This is a genomic window from Streptomyces smaragdinus, from assembly GCF_009604385.1.
Taxonomy (GTDB): Bacteria; Actinomycetota; Actinomycetes; order Streptomycetales; family Streptomycetaceae; genus Streptomyces; species Streptomyces smaragdinus.
The window spans coordinates 232,414-247,330 of record NZ_WEGJ01000002.1 but is presented as its reverse complement, the minus strand read 5'-3'; the positions used below and the strand labels follow the sequence as shown (position 1 = coordinate 247,330).

Annotated in this window: 16 protein-coding genes; 9 read left to right on the top strand and 7 right to left on the bottom strand. The window is 71.6% G+C overall.

Annotated features, from left to right (window positions below; translation table 11 throughout):
- Positions 1-122: 122 nt before the first annotated feature.
- A complete protein-coding gene (locus SRB5_RS04605; RefSeq protein ID WP_228389778.1) occupies positions 123-710 on the bottom strand; it encodes a TetR/AcrR family transcriptional regulator in 588 nt (195 codons plus the stop codon).
- Between the two features lie 135 nt (positions 711-845).
- Here SRB5_RS04605 and SRB5_RS37390 point away from each other — a divergent pair, with 135 nt between their 5' ends.
- Genes SRB5_RS37390 through SRB5_RS04585 form a run of 5 tightly spaced genes read left to right on the top strand, consistent with a single transcriptional unit; the run spans position 846 to position 7,271 of the window.
- Positions 846-1,496 carry an epoxide hydrolase family protein gene (locus SRB5_RS37390; RefSeq protein WP_323377040.1) on the top strand — a complete coding sequence of 217 codons (651 nt, stop codon included), beginning with the start codon at positions 846-848 and terminating at the stop codon, positions 1,494-1,496.
- Positions 1,451-2,272, top strand: a complete 822-nt coding sequence (locus SRB5_RS37385; RefSeq protein ID WP_323377039.1) for a hypothetical protein — start codon at positions 1,451-1,453, stop codon at positions 2,270-2,272. The genes SRB5_RS37390 and SRB5_RS37385 overlap by 46 nt, the downstream gene beginning before the upstream one ends.
- Entirely contained in the window at positions 2,262-3,164 is a 903-nt protein-coding gene (locus SRB5_RS04595) for an ABC transporter ATP-binding protein (RefSeq protein WP_407703875.1), read from the top strand. The genes SRB5_RS37385 and SRB5_RS04595 overlap by 11 nt, the downstream gene beginning before the upstream one ends.
- Positions 3,161-4,528, top strand: coding sequence for an ABC transporter permease (locus SRB5_RS04590; protein ID WP_323377037.1), 1,368 nt, complete (start codon positions 3,161-3,163; stop codon positions 4,526-4,528). The genes SRB5_RS04595 and SRB5_RS04590 overlap by 4 nt, the downstream gene beginning before the upstream one ends.
- Positions 4,529-4,532: 4 nt before the next feature.
- Complete coding sequence (locus SRB5_RS04585) at positions 4,533-7,271, top strand: alkaline phosphatase family protein (protein ID WP_153450130.1); 2,739 nt, start codon at positions 4,533-4,535, stop codon at positions 7,269-7,271.
- Positions 7,272-7,320: 49 nt separating this feature from the next.
- Here the strand turns inward: SRB5_RS04585 and SRB5_RS04580 are convergent, their stop codons facing one another.
- On the bottom strand, positions 7,321-7,770 hold the full coding sequence (locus SRB5_RS04580) for a DUF5959 family protein (RefSeq protein WP_153450129.1): 450 nt from the start codon (positions 7,768-7,770) through the stop codon (positions 7,321-7,323).
- 259 nt (positions 7,771-8,029) lie between these two features.
- Here SRB5_RS04580 and SRB5_RS04575 point away from each other — a divergent pair, with 259 nt between their 5' ends.
- Positions 8,030-9,283, top strand: coding sequence for an MFS transporter (locus SRB5_RS04575; RefSeq protein WP_323377035.1), 1,254 nt, complete (start codon positions 8,030-8,032; stop codon positions 9,281-9,283).
- A gap of 4 nt (positions 9,284-9,287) precedes the next feature.
- Here the strand turns inward: SRB5_RS04575 and SRB5_RS04570 are convergent, their stop codons facing one another.
- Positions 9,288-9,812, bottom strand: a complete 525-nt coding sequence (locus SRB5_RS04570) for an AAA family ATPase (protein WP_153450128.1) — start codon at positions 9,810-9,812, stop codon at positions 9,288-9,290.
- A 93-nt stretch (positions 9,813-9,905) separates the two neighbouring features.
- On the opposite strand from SRB5_RS04570, the gene SRB5_RS04565 reads away from it, so the two are divergent.
- Positions 9,906-10,502 carry a VanZ family protein gene (locus SRB5_RS04565; RefSeq protein WP_153450127.1) on the top strand — a complete coding sequence of 199 codons (597 nt, stop codon included), beginning with the start codon at positions 9,906-9,908 and terminating at the stop codon, positions 10,500-10,502.
- A 49-nt stretch (positions 10,503-10,551) separates the two neighbouring features.
- Positions 10,552-11,109 carry a GNAT family N-acetyltransferase gene (locus SRB5_RS04560; RefSeq protein WP_153450126.1) on the top strand — a complete coding sequence of 186 codons (558 nt, stop codon included), beginning with the start codon at positions 10,552-10,554 and terminating at the stop codon, positions 11,107-11,109.
- Here SRB5_RS04560 and SRB5_RS04555 read toward each other — a convergent pair.
- From SRB5_RS04555 to SRB5_RS04545, 3 genes are read right to left on the bottom strand one after another with little or no spacing between them, the layout of a single operon-like run.
- On the bottom strand, positions 11,098-11,622 hold the full coding sequence (locus SRB5_RS04555; RefSeq protein WP_323377033.1) for a GNAT family N-acetyltransferase: 525 nt from the start codon (positions 11,620-11,622) through the stop codon (positions 11,098-11,100). The two genes, SRB5_RS04560 and SRB5_RS04555, sit on opposite strands and share 12 nt — an antisense overlap.
- Positions 11,623-11,656: 34 nt before the next feature.
- The gene (locus SRB5_RS04550; protein ID WP_153450125.1) at positions 11,657-12,451 is read right to left on the bottom strand and encodes an SDR family NAD(P)-dependent oxidoreductase; all 795 of its coding nucleotides are present in this window, start codon (positions 12,449-12,451) and stop codon (positions 11,657-11,659) included.
- 34 nt (positions 12,452-12,485) lie between these two features.
- A complete protein-coding gene (locus SRB5_RS04545) occupies positions 12,486-12,977 on the bottom strand; it encodes a DUF5709 domain-containing protein (RefSeq protein ID WP_323377031.1) in 492 nt (163 codons plus the stop codon).
- A 322-nt stretch (positions 12,978-13,299) separates the two neighbouring features.
- Between SRB5_RS04545 and SRB5_RS04540 the strand changes: the two genes are divergently transcribed.
- Positions 13,300-14,313: a methyltransferase gene (locus SRB5_RS04540; RefSeq protein WP_153450124.1), complete on the top strand. Its 1,014-nt coding sequence runs from the start codon at positions 13,300-13,302 to the stop codon at positions 14,311-14,313.
- Here the strand turns inward: SRB5_RS04540 and SRB5_RS04535 are convergent.
- A complete protein-coding gene (locus tag SRB5_RS04535; RefSeq protein ID WP_153450123.1) occupies positions 14,310-14,912 on the bottom strand; it encodes a TetR/AcrR family transcriptional regulator in 603 nt (200 codons plus the stop codon). The two genes, SRB5_RS04540 and SRB5_RS04535, sit on opposite strands and share 4 nt — an antisense overlap.
- Between the last annotated feature and the right edge of the window lie 5 nt (positions 14,913-14,917).

Sequence of the window (14,917 nt, the reverse complement as noted above, 5' to 3'; positions counted from 1 at the left end):
CGGCTTCCCGGCGGAACCGGTAGGGCCGTCGGTTCCGGGCGGAGCGGCGGCTGCCCGCTCCACCATGAGCCGAGCATCTCAACTCGTTCCGCCCGAGTTGCCCGCGATCGGTCGCGACGCACTCACCTCTCGCGGCCGGGCTCCATCGGATCGATCGCGGCCGTCAGCGCGGTCTCCAGGTATTCGACCCGCCCCGTGCTGCGCAGCAGTGCCACGCCGCCCTGGACCGCCGCCAGGACGCTCCTGGCGCGGTCGACCGCCGCCTCCTTGTCGCCGAGCATCGCCTGCGTGCCATGCAGCAGTGCCGCCTCCCAGGTCGTGAAGAGTTCCGCGACCACCGTCCGTGCCTCGGGGGAGGACTTGCCGAGTTCCGACGTGAGGCTCCCCATGGGGCAGCGCTCCCCCAGCTCGGCGTAGTGGCGGACGACCGCCCGGCGCCAGGCCTGCCAGGAGTCCCAGGTCGTCAGGTCGTCCAGATGGGGCTGCTGCGCCTGGAGGACCTGCTCGGCCTCGTGGCGGGCCACGGCGACCAGCAGGTCGGAGCGACCCTCGGGGAAGTAGTGGAACAGCTGGCTCTTGCTCGTCGACGTCGCGGCACGCACGTCGTCGAGGGTCGTCTCCGCCGCGCCCTTGTCCCGGATCAGATGGGCGGCGGCGACCACGATGCGCTGTCGCGTGGCCAGGCCCTTGGCCGTCATACCTCTGTTCATGACACCCATCTTCTCACATTCTGGACTTTTCAGTCCACTAACCGGAGCCGAACAGTGGACTTGACGGTCCATTCTCGCGGATGCATCCTGGACCACGCAGTCCATAAAAGCACTTCCCCCGAGAAGGACACACCCGTGAGCGCCCTCGAACCGTTCCGCATCCACATCCCCCAGCACGTCCTCGACGATCTGCGGGCCCGCCTCAAGGCCACCCGCTTCGCGCCCGACCCGGAGAACGAGGACGAGACCTACGGACTGAGCACCTCCTCTCTGCGGCCCCTGGTCGAGTACTGGGCCTTCGGCTTCGACTGGCGCGCCGCCGAGGACCGCCTCAACGCCTTCCGCCAGCACCGACTGGACGTCGACGGCACACCGGTCCACTTCGTCCACGAGAAGGGCCGCGGCCCGGCCCCGATCCCCCTGCTCCTGATGCACGGCTGGCCCTGGAACCACCACTTCTGGCACAAGGTCGTCGGCCCCCTCACCGACCCCGCCGCCCACGGCGGCCACCCCGCCGACGCCTTCGACGTCGTCGTGCCCTCCCTGCCCGGCTTCGGCTTCTCCACGCCGCTGAAGAACCCGAGGGAGAACTACGTGAGCATGGCGGACCGCTTCCACACCCTGATGACCGACGTCCTCGGATACGAGCGGTTCGGCGTCGGGGCGGCCGGCGCACCGAGGACCTCCCCGCGGCGGAACGGGCCAGGATCCTCCGGCGCGACAAGATCTACGTCTCCCACGTGGCCGCCCATCTGCTGGACGGCCAGACCCTCGCGCACGGCCTGAACGACTCCCCCGCCGGCACCCTGGCCTGGGTCCTCAAGCGCTGGAAGACGTGGAGCGACCGCAACGCCGACTTCGAGGCCGGCTGGCCCGCCGAAGACATCCTGACCTTCGCCACCATCTACTGGGCCACCGAATCCATCGGCTCGTCCATCCGCGCCTACAAGAACGCCGGCCTCTACCCCGCCCGGCCGGTCAACGACATCCAGCCCTACGTCCAGGCCCCCGCCAGCTTCACCTTCCTGGTCGGCGACCCCTCCCCCGGCGCCGACACCCCCGAGGAACGCGTCGCGCTCTTCCGGGCCGGCGGCGCCCGGTTCTACGGCGACATCCGCGACGTGAACGCCCACGAGAAGGGCGGCCACTTCGGCCCGTACGAGAACCCGGACGCCTGGATCCACGACCTGCGCGCCGGGCTTCCGCAAGCTGCGCTGACCGCTCAGCGGGGCAGGCGCAGGACGAAGATCGAGCCGCTGCCCGGGGTGCTGCGGGTTCGGCCGTCCCGCCGTGGATCGGCCTCCGTCGCGCCCTCGCCGCGAATCGTTGCTCCTCGGCGGCATCACCGGGTTCCTGGCGACCACCGGGTACGCCCTGCGCCGCGGCACGGCTCACCCCGACCGAGGCGCTCGCGACGGCCTGACCGGAAACGAATGGATGTCACACGACACCTCCCGTTCCCCTGGTGTTTCAACTACCTTCCCCCAAGCAACTGCCCAGTACATCTAGGGTCTTTCGCTGGCAGACGGAAGGCGACTCATGGTCATGCCCATGGCAGTTAGAGCGCGCACCATCACCAAGTGCTTCGGTGACGTCATCGCCCTCGACGGCGTCGATCTGGACGTCGCCGAGGGCCGGATCCACGGTCTCGTCGGCCCCAACGGCGCCGGCAAGACCACCCTGCTGGGCCTGCTCCTGGGCCTGGCCGCCGCGGACAGCGGCCGGCTCGAGATCCTCGGTGCCCCGCAGGGCCGGGCACCCGCCGGCGTGGCCGGCTTCGTCGACGGACCCGGCCTCTACCCGTCGCTGACCGCCCGGCAGAACCTCGCCGCCCTCACCGCGTTACGCGGCCCCGACCCCGGCGCTCCCGGCATCGACGACGTACTGGAACGGGTCGGCCTCATCCAGGTCGCCGACGACCGCACCCGCGGCTTCTCCCTGGGCATGCGCCAGCGCCTGGGTCTCGCCGCCGCCCTGCTCGCCCGGCCCCGGCTGCTGGTCCTGGACGAACCGGCCAACGGCCTGGACCCGTCGGGCAAACGGCAGGTCCACCGCGTCCTGACCGAACTCGCCCGCAACGGGACCGCCGTGGTGCTCTCCAGCCACCGGATGGACGACGTCGAGGCCCTGTGCTCCGAGGTCACCATCCTGGCCACCGGCCGCGTCGTCTTCTCCGGCCCTCTGGCCAAACTCGCCGCCGAGAACCGCGAACTGGACTACCGCCTCGGCACCTCCGACCCCGACGCCGCCCGCCGGCTGGCCGCCGACACCCCGGGCGTCCGCGTCGTCGCCGGCACCGGGCTCCTGATCGTCCGGGCCCTCACCCCCGCCCTCGACACCCTGGTCACCGCGCTCGTACAGGGCGGCATCGCGGTACGTGAACTCACTCCCGTCGTATCCCCGCTGGAGGCGGCGTTCCTCGAGCTCACCGACCAGCAGGAGGCCGCCCGGTGACCGCGACCCTCACCCCCGCCACCGCTGTCCCCGCCGCCGAGGCCCGCGCGGTCCCGGTCCGCCGCGTCTACCGCTTCGAACTGGTCAAACTCCTCTCCCAGTGGCGGATCCGGCTCCTGGTCCTCGCCTGCTGGATCGCCCCGGCACTCTTCGTCGCCGGTGTCAGCCAACAGAGTTCGCTGCCCGTCGACACCCTCTTCGGCCGCTGGATGCACGCCACCGGCTGGGCCGGCCCCCTGGTCGTCCTGGGCTTCGCCGGCATGTGGGCGCTGCCCCTGCTCACCTCCGTCGTCGCCGGGGACGTCTTCGCCGCCGAGGACCGGCTGGGCACCTGGCGCCATCTGCTGGTCGCCGTCCGCTCCCCGCGCCGTATCTTCGCCGCCAAGGCCCTGGCGTCCCTGACGGTCATCCTGCTGCTGGTGACCGGGCTCGCGGCGTCCGGCATCGCAGGCGGGCTGGCGTTCGCCGGCAACCGGCCGCTGGTCGGCCTCGACGGCCATCTCCTCGCCCCCGGCGACGCGGCGGGCCGGGTGCTGCTCGCCTGGCTGTGCGTTCTGGCTCCGACGCTGGCGCTGGCCGCCGTCGGCCTGCTCGGCTCGGTGGCCCTGGGCCGCTCCCCCATGGGCCTGCTCGTCCCCGTACTCGTCGCCCTCGTCATGCAGATCGCCCAGATGCTGCCGATGCCCGTGACCGTACGACTGGCCCTGCCCGGCTACGCCTTCATCTCCTGGAACGGCCTCTTCGCCGACCCCGCCCAGCTGGAGCCGCTGCTGATCGGCGTCGCGGTCTCCCTGGTCTGGGCCGTCACCGCCACCGCGCTGGCGTCCGCCCTGTTCGTACGACGCGACTTCACCAACGCCGTCGCCGACGGCTCACCCCGGCGCGCCGTACTGACCGGCGTCCTGCCGCTCGGCGGACTGCTCGCCGCCACGGTCGCCGTCGTCGCCGCCACGACCCCGGCCTCCGGATCCGGCATCGAGCAGACCAAGGTCGAGGCCTCCGTCACCACCGCCTTCGCCCACCTGTACGTCCAGCAGACCCGGCAGCTCCACCGCCCCGCCGTCACCGAGGCCCAGCTCAGGGCCTCGGCCGCATGCACCAAGGGAGCCGACCGCACCGGCGGTCAGGGCCCCGGCAACGACTGGCGCTGCGTCGTCACCTGGCACCTCCCCGGCCTCGAGGCGACCGGCACCGCCATCTACCAGCTCGACATCACCCCCGACGGCCGCTTCATGGCCGACGGCGACGGACCCAAGGAGGTGAACGGCTACTTCCTCGTACACACCCCCCACGGCGACACCCCCAATCCGCTGTGGCAGTTCGACGGCAACGTCGAACTGCCGTACCCCACGTCGAAGGGATGACCGCATGCAGGTCACGCGCCGCAGGCGAAACCCCCGACCGAAGCTCCTCTCGCTCCGCAACCCCGCCACCCTGCTGGCCGCGGGCGTCAGCGCCCTGGCACTGATCGCCACCAGCACCGCACTGGCCCAGACCGTCCAGTTCGGCACCGACCAGGTCGGCGAGACCACCGACCGCGGCCTGGTCGTCTCCGCCGACCAGTACCTCGACCCGTACGGCGAACGCCTCGTCATCGACAACGGCAAGATCATGTCGTCCGAGGTCAGCCCCGACGGCACCCACCTCGCCGCGTCACTCACCGACGGCGGACAGGCCCTGGCCATCGTGGACCTCGACGGCTGGCGGGTGCAGCAGCTGGTGAGCTCCGCCGCCTCCTCCACCCCGCGCCTGGCGAACAACAACGTGGGCCAGGAAGGCCCCACGTACTCCCCCGACGGCACCCAGCTGTGGCTGGGCCAGCCCGACGGCTTCACCCGGTTCACCGTCGGCCCCGACGGCACCGTCACCGCCCCGAAGACCGTCACCATCGCGGCGGACGGCTCCAAGCGCGCCCTGGTCGCCCAGCCGGTGTTCTCCGCCGACGGCGCCACCGCGTACGCGGCCGTCAACGGCCAGAACCGCGTCGTGGCCATCGACACCGCCAGCGGCACCGTCACCCGCAGCTGGGCGGTCGGCAACGCCCCGCGCGACCTGGCCGTCGTCGGCGGCAAGCTGTACGTCAGCAACGAGGGCGGCCGCAAGGCCCACGCGGGCGACCCCACCATCAACTCCTACGGCACCCAGGTCCCGGCCGACCAGGTCACCGCGGCCACCACCACCGGCACCGTCAGCGTCATCGACCTCGCCGCCCCGGACGCCGCCGTGGGCAGCATCGACGTCGGCCTGCACCCCACCGCCCTGTACGCCAAGGGCGGCACGCTGTTCGTCACCAACACGGCCACCAACGACGTCTCGGTCATCGACACCGCCCGCGACAAGGTCGTCCAGACGATCGCCACCCAGCCCTGGCCCGAGGCCTCGGTCGGCTACGAGCCCAACGCCGTCACCCTCACCGACGACGGCCGCCTGCTCGTCACCCTCGGCCGCGCCAACGCCGTCGCCGTCTACCGCTACACGTCCCCGCAGGAGCCGGTCAGCTACGTCGGCCTGCTGCCCACGGACTACTTCCCCGCGGAGATCACCACCGTCGGCGACACCGTGTACGTCTCCAACACCCGCGGCATCGACGCCCGCCGCCCCAACACCAGCGGCGCACACGGCACCCACGACACCACCTCCAGCGTGCAGCGCTTCACCCTGCCGGGCGACCGGACGATCCGCTCGCAGACGGCCGAGGTCTTCCACCAGAACGGCTGGACCTCCGGCTCGGTGACGAAGGCCGGCGGCAAGGCCCGCGCCCCCGAGCCCGTCCCGCAGCGGCTGGGCGACCCCTCACCGATCAAGTACGTGTTCCTGATCGTCAAGGAGAACCGCACCTACGACCAGGTCTTCGGCGACATGCCCCAGGGCAACGGCGATCCCTCACTGGCCCAGTTCGGCGAGAACGTCACCCCCAACCAGCACGCCCTCGCCGAGCAGTTCGGGCTCTACGACAACACGTACGACATCGGCACCAACTCGGCCGAGGGCCACAACTGGCTGATGCAGGCCGACAACCCGGAGTACACCGAATCCACCGCCGGTGAGTACATGCGCAGCTACGACACCGAGGACGACGCGCTGGGCCACCAGCGCACCGGCTTCATCTGGACCCGGGCGCAGGAGCGCGGCAAGTCCGTGCTGAACTTCGGCGAGTTCCAGCAGTTCCTCACCAAGCCGGCCGGCGCGAGCTGGCAGAACCTGTACTGCGACACGCTGAACATGCGCTCGACCGGCGCCGAGACCGCGTACCCGCTGGTCTCCACCTCGCCGATCCCGTCGCTGAACGACGTGTCGGTGCACGGCGTGGCGAAGTTCGACACCAGCGTGCCCGACATCTACCGGTCGGAGATCTGGAAGCGCCACTTCCGGGCCAACGGCCCGGCGAACCTCAACATGTTCTGGCTCTCCAGCGACCACACCGGCGGCCCGGCGAACGGACCCGCGCAGGTCGCCGACAACGATCTGGCCACCGGACGGATCATCGACGAGATCTCCCACAGCACGTACTGGAAGAACTCCGCGATCTTCGTGCTGGAGGACGACTCGCAGGCCGGTCTCGACCACGTCGACGGCCACCGCGCGCCGATCCAGATCATCAGCCCGTACGCCCGGCACGGTGTGGTGGACAGCCGCTACTACACCCAGATCACGGTGATCCGTACGATCGAGCAGATCCTGGGCCTGCACCCGATGAACCAGAAGGACAGCGCGGCGAGCCCCATGCGCGGCGCGTTCACCCGCGACGCGGACTTCACCCCGTTCACCGCCCTGCCCAACCGGACGGCTCTGACCGACGGTCTCGCCACCCCGCCCCCGTGCGGCGTGGACACCCCGGCCCCGCAGAACCCGTCGGCGGCCGCGGTCCCCACGGCGAAGGTCCCGCCGTCCATGCGCGGCCTGGCGGCGCAGTGGGACACGTGGAAGTCCAAGCAGCACCTGACCGGCCCGAAGGCCATCCCCGACTACGCCAACCCGGCCCAGATGGACCACTTCACCTGGTACGAGTCCCACGCCTGGTCGGTCCCGTTCCCGGGTGAGCACAAGCTGTACGCACCCGAGGACGTCCCGGGCGCCTTCCTCCCGTCGGCGGAGAACGACGGCTGACCCGCCCACCCTCGACGGCCGCCGGGTCTGCCTGACCGGGCGGCCGTCGTCATCCCAGGGCTCGTCGGACCTCGGCGAGGCGTTGTCTGGATTCGGCGATCCAGTCCTCGCGCAGCATCAGTGGTATCGATACGACGATCTGCGTGCTGAAGCCGTCGTGGACTTCGACGACGTACGGGTCCTCGATGAAGAGCCGGAGGTAGGCGGTTTCACCCGAGCGGGGCCAGTCCGCCGCGAACGGCTCGGTGAGGCCGCCCTCCTGCTCGACTTCCTCGACGGCGTCCAGCAACCGACCCCAGTCCAGGACGTCCTCGGAATCAAATCCGAGGTAGACGGTTCCATTGACGAAGCCACTGGTGACAACGACCTCGGCAGCGTAGTAACGGACACCCCCGTCCTCACGGCTCGGCTCGGTCGAACGCAGCCGGACGCTCACGCTCTGGACGGCGTCGGCCAGCCGGATCAGCTCTGTCGGGGCGGATTGCGCGCTCGGATTCATGGCCGGAAACGTACGGCAGGCGCGCGGGGGCGGTCGCGCCGGGTGGGGGAAATTCGCTGTTCGTGCAGGAACACGGGGGCTAGGGTCCGGGCAGCGAGTGAATCATGAGGAGTTGAGACGTGGTCGGTCTTCCCGGCGCGCGCTGACGGCGTATCCGTCATCGCGTGCTGCCCTTGATGTTGCGGCACGACGAGTCCTTCCTGCTGCCTGAACCGCCGATGGGCGGTGGGCATCGTTGTCGGCGATTCAAGGGATACCTGTGCCTTCGTCTTCCTCCGCGTCTTCCGCTTCGTCTCTGTGGCGGGACGGTGACTTCCGCAGGCTCTGGGTGGGGCAGACCGTCTCCCAGCTCGGGGAGCACACGACTCTGGTGGTGCTGCCGCTGTTCGCCGTCCTCGTGCTCGACGCGGGGGCCGGGCAGTTGGGTGTGCTGCGGGCCGTGGGGCAGGCGCCGATTCTGTTGCTGTCGTTGTTCGTCGGGGCGTGGGTCGACCGGTGGCGGACCCGGACGGTGATGGTGCTGGCGGATGCCGGGCGGGCCGTGGTGCTGGGGGCTGCCGCCGGTGCGGGGGTGGTCGGGTGGCTGGGGCTGCCGGTGGTGTTCGGGGTGGCCTTCGTCGTGGGGGCGTTGTCCGTGTTCTTCGACGTGGCGTATCAGGCGTCGCTCGTACGGCTGGTGCGGCGGGAGCAGTTGATACCGGGGAACAGTGCCCTCGAGGGCAGTCGGTCCGCGGCGCAGATCGGGGGGCCGGCGCTCGGTGGGGCACTGGTGTCGTTGTTGTCGGCGCCTGTCGCCGCCGCCTTTGGTGCGGGGTTCTTCGTGGTGTCGTTCCTGTCGATCCGGCGTATCGGCCGTCGCGAGGTCGTACCGGAGCGGGTGGAGCGGCGGGTGTGGCGGCGGATCCTGGAGGGGTTGCGGTTCGTCGCCGGTAATGCCTCGTTGCGGGTGGTGTGTCTGGCGTCGGCCGCCTTTCAGTTCTCGTTCGCGGCCGTGATGACCGTGTATCTGCTTTTCCTGCCGCGGGATCTGCAGCTGTCGGGGACCGTGGTCGGGCTGGCGCTCGCGGCGACCGGGCCGGGCGCGCTGGTGGGTTCGGTGCTGGCCGGCCGGCTGCCGGGCCGGTTCGGGTACGGCAGGGTGCTGGTGTGGGCGGCGCTGGTCGCGGACGGTGTGTTTCTGTGGCTGCCCGCGCTGCACGGCTCCCCGGCGGTGACCGTGCCGGTGCTGCTCGTGGTCAATTTCGTGTTCGGGGCGGGCGGTCAGCTGGTGAACGTCACGGTGATGGCCGTCCGGCAGGCCGTCACCCCGCCGGGCATGCAGGGCAGGGCCGCCGCGACGATCACCTTCGTCGGGATGGGGCTGACTCCGCTGGGGTCGCTGCTCGGTGGGTTCCTCGCCGGGACGTGGGGGACGCGTGCCGGTCTGGGAGTGGCGGCGGCCGGCATGCTGCTGTCGCCGGCGCTGATGGCGCTGTCACCGCTCGCCCGGCTGGGGAGGACGCTTCCGCGGTGAGTGGTCAGTCCGCGAGTACGGATTCGGCGACCCGCCGGGCGGCCTGGCCGGGTGTGAGGTGGGTGGTGTCGACGACCTCCGCCTCGCCGTGCAGCCAGGCGCGGGACGCCTGTGCGTAGGGCTCGAGGTACTTGAGGCGGAACGGTGAGGGGCCCATGATGCCGTCGTTCTCGATCCGGGCGCGGAGGGTGCCCTGGTCGGCGTGGAGGACGAAGTGGCGGACCGGGATGGCGTGGCGGTCGAGGCCGGCGCTGATCTCACGCCAGTACTCCTCGACCAGGACGGTCATCGGCATCACCAGGGTGCCGCCGGTGTACTCCAGGACACGGTGGGCGGTCTCGACGACGAGTTGGCGCCACGGCGGCCAGTGCTGGAAGTTGTCCGTGGCGGGCAGCCCGGGCGAGATGTCCATGAGCGTCTCGCCGACCTTCTCGGCGTCGAACACCCGTGATCCCGGAAGGAGTTGCTGCACGAGTGCGCTGGTCGTCGTCTTGCCCGCGCCGTGGGTGCCGTTGATCCATACGATCATGAAACCCGATGCTAAGGGCTGCCCCCGGCCGATGCGGACGGAACCGTTCAGCCCGGCGGTGGATTCCTCGTCCGTGAGGGAAAGGGAGGCGGCATGATCAAGGGGTGGCACGGCTGGGCCGGTACGTTCACCGGCGTGGTCCTCGTCACGGCGGCCGTCCTGCCGTTGGCCGTGCTCGCGGTGTGGGCGCTGGCCCGCCGGCGCCGTGCGTCGGGGACCGCGCCGATGTGGGCGTGGCGCCGGTCGCTGGCCGAGGTGGGCATTGTGTACGGGACGGTGCCGTGGGTGTGGATGATCATGCTGCCGGACGACCGGCCCGCCACTGACCGGGACCTGGTGAACCTGGTGCCGCTGCGGGATCTGTTCGAGGTCGTCACCAGTACGCCGCTGACGGCGACGGTCCAGATCGGCGGCAATCTGCTGGTGTTCGCCGCGCTGGGGGCCCTCGCCCCGGTGCGGTTCGCGGCGCTGGCGTCGGTACCGCGGGTCGTGGCCGTCGGGGCGGGTCTGTCGGTCCTGGTCGAGACCGCGCAGTACGCGCTGCGGCTGGAGCGGGTGTCGTCGGTGGACGACGTCCTGCTCAACGCGGCCGGCGCGGGCCTGGCGGCGCTGGCGTCGCGCCGCTGGTGGCGTACGGGGGACGACGCGCCGCCGGAGCGGTCGCGGCCGGTGGCGGTCGCGGGGCGCTGAGCTCGAATATTCGGTGTTCCCCCGGCCCGGGAACACACAGGATGGGCGCATGACTCTTGCCACCCCCACCCTGCACACCGACCGCCTGCGGCTGCGGCCCTTCGCCGACTCCGACGCCGAGTCCCTGTTCGCGCTGCACAGCGACCCCGACGTGATGCGGTACTGGGACTCCCCGCCGTGGACCGACCGGGCCCGTGCCGACACCTTCATCGCCAGGTGCCGGGGCATGGAGGAGGACGGCAGCGGGACGCGGACGGCCATGGAGCGCGTGTCCGACGGGGCGTTCGTCGGCTGGTGCACCGTGACCGGGTGGAACCCGGACTACCGCAGCGCGACGATGGGGTATTGCCTCGCGGAGGGCATGTGGGGGCACGGCTACGCGACGGAGGCAGCGCGTGCCCTGCTGGGGTGGGCGTTCGACACGCTGGACCTGAACCGGGTCCAGACGGAGGTGGACACCCGTAATCCGGCATCGGCCCGGGTCCTGGAGAAGATGGGGTTCGTGAAGGAGGGCACGCTGCGCGAGGACTGCGTCGTGAACGGCGACGTGTCCGACTCGTGGATCTTCGGGCTCCTCAGGCGGGAGTGGCGGCCCTCAGCCGGCTGAGACCGCGCAGGACTTCTCCATCAGCGTGAACGACTTGGGCGCACCGCCCGGTTGCGGCTTGCCCGCCCTGTGACCGACGACGCGGTAGCCGGCGTCCCGGTAGTAGGCGGTCAGGCGGGCGTTGCCGGCCAGGCAGTCCAGCCGTACCAGCGTCCGTCCCGCGGCGGCGACCCGGCGTTCGGCCTCCCGCAGCAGGGCCCGCCCCGTGCCCGGGCGGGCGCCGGCGTGGTCCACCATCAGCCGGTGCACGTATCCGGCGTCCGGCGGCCGCGTTCCCCAGGCGTCGGTGTCCTGCCACCACAGCTCCCACGCCCCGGCCACCCGTCCGGCGGTCTCCGCGAGCCAGACCTCGCCGTGCGCCATGACCGTACGGAAGTGGTCCTCGCCCAACTGGCCGGGCTCCCACTGGCCGGTGATACCCCGGGCGATCAGCCGGCCGGCGGCCTCGTCCCGCAGCCGGACGAGGGTGGCGAGGTCGGTGTCGCCGGCGAGGCGGAAGCGCAGATCGGTCACGGCGTGATCCTCGCACGTACGGGCGATCACGGGCTCAGGGGATGATCGAGTCCACGTATCCGCCGTCGACGCGCAGGGCTCCGCCGGTGGTCGCCGAGGCCTGGTCGGAGGCGAGGTAGACCACCATGTTCGCGATCTCCTCCGGTTCGATCAGGCGCTGCAGCAGTGACTGGGGGCGGTGTTCGCGCATGAACGCGCGCTGGGCCTCGTCCCAGGGCAGGTCGCGGGAGACGAGTTCGTAGACGAAGTCCTCGACGCCGCCGGTGTGGGTGGGGCCGGCGAGGACCGAGTTGACCGTGACGCCGGTGCCCGCGGCGTGTTTCGCGAAGCCGCGGCTCACGGACAGCAGCGCGGTCTTGGACATGCCGTAGTGGATCATCTCGGCCGGCACGACGATCGCCGAGTCGCTGGCGATGAACTGCACGCGCCCCCAGCCCTGTTCGGTCATCCGCGGCAGGCAGGCGCGGGTGAGGCGGATGCCGGCCAGGACGTTCACCTCGAAGTAGCGCCGCCATTCGGCGTCGGTGATGTCCAGGGGCGCGGCGGCGCCGAAGATGCCGAGGTTGTTGACGAGGATGTCGACGTCGGGCAGCTGTTCCACCGCCCGCCGCGCGCCCTCCTCGCCGGCAACGTCGGCGACGACGGGCACCAGCTCGGCGCCGGGCACGTCCCGGCCCAGCCGGGCGACGGCCTCCGCGACGCGGTCCTCCGATCGCCCGTTGACGCCGACCCGCGCGCCGGAGCGGGCCAGGCCGGTGGCGATCGCGGCGCCGATGCCCTGGGTGGAGCCGGTGACCAGCGCGGTGCGGCCCGTCAGATCGATGCGCATGTGCCCCGTCCCTCCGCGGCGCGCGGGGACGCCGTCACTCGTACAGGCCGTCGTCGTCGGCGACCACGTGCATGGCGGCCTCCTCCGCAGACGCCGCCCCGCCGTCGATGCCGATGTCCGACGCCAGGAGGTCCTTCTCCTCGTCCTCGTGGGCGCCCTCGTCGGGTGCCACGAGGCGGCCGGAGCGGGCGCCGCCCACCTCGTCGTCCAGGGGCTCGCCCGCGCCGTCGCGCCAGTCGCCGATGTCGTCGCCGTCGGGCGGCTGCAGGGCGGGGTCGGGGTTTTCCTCGGACAGCCGCTGGTCCAGGCTCTCCCCCGTGTACTGCTCGGACCCGGTGACGCCCACCCGGTTCACGCCCAGGGGACGCTCGGGCGGGGAGTAGCCCTCGTCGTACGGGTCGACGCCCCGGCCGGACAGGGTGTCCTCCTCGTCCAGGATGCCTTCGTCCTCGCGCCCGTCGGGGTCGCCGGGCTGGTAGACCTCGTCGCCCCAGGCCCCGCCGTCGTCTCGCTCGTCCTCGGTCACCGCTCCACCTCACGTATCCGGTCTGCGCCGGGCGGGTCCCCGGCAGCCCCGGGAACGATCTCCCGGTCCAGGATTACATGTGCCGCATGCCTCACTTCATACCGGTGCGGGCCCCTGCGTCTCGTCCTCCGGAGCAAATGGAGGACACCCGGGACAGCCGCGCCCGGTGAAATCCCGGGCGGCGTCGTACTCCGTCCGGGTGCGGGTACCCCGAGCAGCGGATGCGGACGCCCCGCACGCGTGCGACGGTGTGCACGCAGATCCGCATCCCGTGCACCGGCGGACAAGTCCGCGGCGCGCCGGGAACAGTCCTGAGGAAGCCATGGTGAACCCGGACCTGATCGAACGCATGACGGGGCTCGTCACGGGCTCCTGGGCGACGCAGGCGATCGGCGTCGCGGCCTCCCTGGGCGTGGCCGATCATCTCGGGGACCGGCCCCGGACCGCGGACGAGGTCGCCGCGGCCGTCGACGCGGACCCGGACGCCCTCTACCGGCTGCTGCGCGCGCTGTCCGGGCTGGGCGTGGTCGAGGAGTCCGACGGCCGCCGCTTCACCCTCACCGAGCTCGGCGGTCTGCTGCGCCGCGACACGCCGGAGTCCCTGCGCGGCATCGCCGTCATGTTCGCGTCACCGTGGCACCGGCGGTCGTGGACGGAGCTGGAGGAGTGCGTGCGTACGGGCGAGTCCGCTTTCGTACGGCTCTTCGACGGCTGGAACTACTTCAGCGAGCACCCCGAGGCCGGGGAGGTGTTCAGCGAGGCGATGACGTCGGCGGCCCGCGTCCTGTTGCTCCCGGCGGTGCAGGCGTACGACTTCGGCCGGTTCGGCACGGTGGTGGACGTGGCGGGCGGTCACGGCATCCTGCTGGCCGTCACCCTGCCGGGGACTCCCGGGGCGCGCGGCATCCTGTTCGACCGGCCGGAGGTGATCCGCGGGGCGGGGACCCTGCTGCGGCAGGCGGGGGTGGCGGACCGGTGCGAGCTCGTCGGGGGCGACTTCTTCGAGTCGGTCCCCGCGGGCGGTGACGCCTATGTGCTGTCGCAGATCATCCACGACTGGGGCGACGACGAGGCGGTGCGGATCCTGGCCAACTGCCGCGCCGCGATGAACGACGGCGGCCACGTCCTGCTGTGCGAGGCCGTGGTCCCGGAGGCATTCAACTCCCCCGGGCTCACCACCATGATGGACCTGGAGATGCTGGTGATGGCCGAGGGCGCCCGCCAGCGCACCCGGGAGGAGTTCGAGGAGCTCTTCCGCCGGGCGGACCTGAGGCTGGAGACGGTCGTCGGTCCCGACGCCCCGGTCAGCATTCTGGACGCGGTGGCCCGGTCCTAGAGGGCGCCGTCGCCGAACGTCGCGGTGAGGGCCCGGGTGATCAGGTCGGGGAGCCGGCTGCGCCCGTCGTCCTCGGCCCAGCGGGTCAGCGCCGTGTGAGTCGCGGCCAGACAGGCGCTGATCGCGGCCCGGGCGCGGAACTCCGCGTCGGGGTCGGCCGCTTCGCCGCCCAGGGCATCGACGACGGTCTGCTGAAGGGCGTACTGGCTGTCGAGGTGCCGGGCCCGCAGCGCGGGCGTGGAGACCATGAGCCGCAGGCAGTCCAGCAGGAACCGCCTGCTCGCCTCGTCCCCGTCGGTGAGGGCCCCGGCCGCTTCGACGAGCGCGCCGCCGACGCGGCGGACCAGGGGGTCGGTCGCGGTCGAGGCTGCCACCCGCTCGGCGATCAGCAGGGCGGGGCGGTCCGTCAGGACGAGGTCCTCCTTGGTGGGGAAGTGCCGGTAGACGGTCATCGCCGAGACACCGACGGCCCGGGCGACGTCGTTCACCGTCACCGCGTCGTAGCCGCGGGCGGTGAACAGCCGTACCGCGTGCGTCTGGATCTCCTGTCGGGTCCGGGATCGCTGCCGTTCCCGCAGGGTCGGTTGTCTCGCACTCATGTGAT

Coding starts and splice junctions, on each gene's coding strand:
- SRB5_RS04605 (WP_228389778.1), bottom strand. CDS start 710: ATGAACAGAGGTATGACGGCCAAGGGCCTGGCCACGCGACAGCGCATC.
- SRB5_RS04595 (WP_407703875.1), top strand. CDS start 2,262: ATGGCAGTTAGAGCGCGCACCATCACCAAGTGCTTCGGTGACGTCATC.
- SRB5_RS04585 (WP_153450130.1), top strand. CDS start 4,533: ATGCAGGTCACGCGCCGCAGGCGAAACCCCCGACCGAAGCTCCTCTCG.
- SRB5_RS04580 (WP_153450129.1), bottom strand. CDS start 7,770: ATGAATCCGAGCGCGCAATCCGCCCCGACAGAGCTGATCCGGCTGGCC.
- SRB5_RS04570 (WP_153450128.1), bottom strand. CDS start 9,812: ATGATCGTATGGATCAACGGCACCCACGGCGCGGGCAAGACGACGACC.
- SRB5_RS04565 (WP_153450127.1), top strand. CDS start 9,906: ATGATCAAGGGGTGGCACGGCTGGGCCGGTACGTTCACCGGCGTGGTC.
- SRB5_RS04560 (WP_153450126.1), top strand. CDS start 10,552: ATGACTCTTGCCACCCCCACCCTGCACACCGACCGCCTGCGGCTGCGG.
- SRB5_RS04550 (WP_153450125.1), bottom strand. CDS start 12,451: ATGCGCATCGATCTGACGGGCCGCACCGCGCTGGTCACCGGCTCCACC.
- SRB5_RS04540 (WP_153450124.1), top strand. CDS start 13,300: ATGGTGAACCCGGACCTGATCGAACGCATGACGGGGCTCGTCACGGGC.
- SRB5_RS04535 (WP_153450123.1), bottom strand. CDS start 14,912: ATGAGTGCGAGACAACCGACCCTGCGGGAACGGCAGCGATCCCGGACC.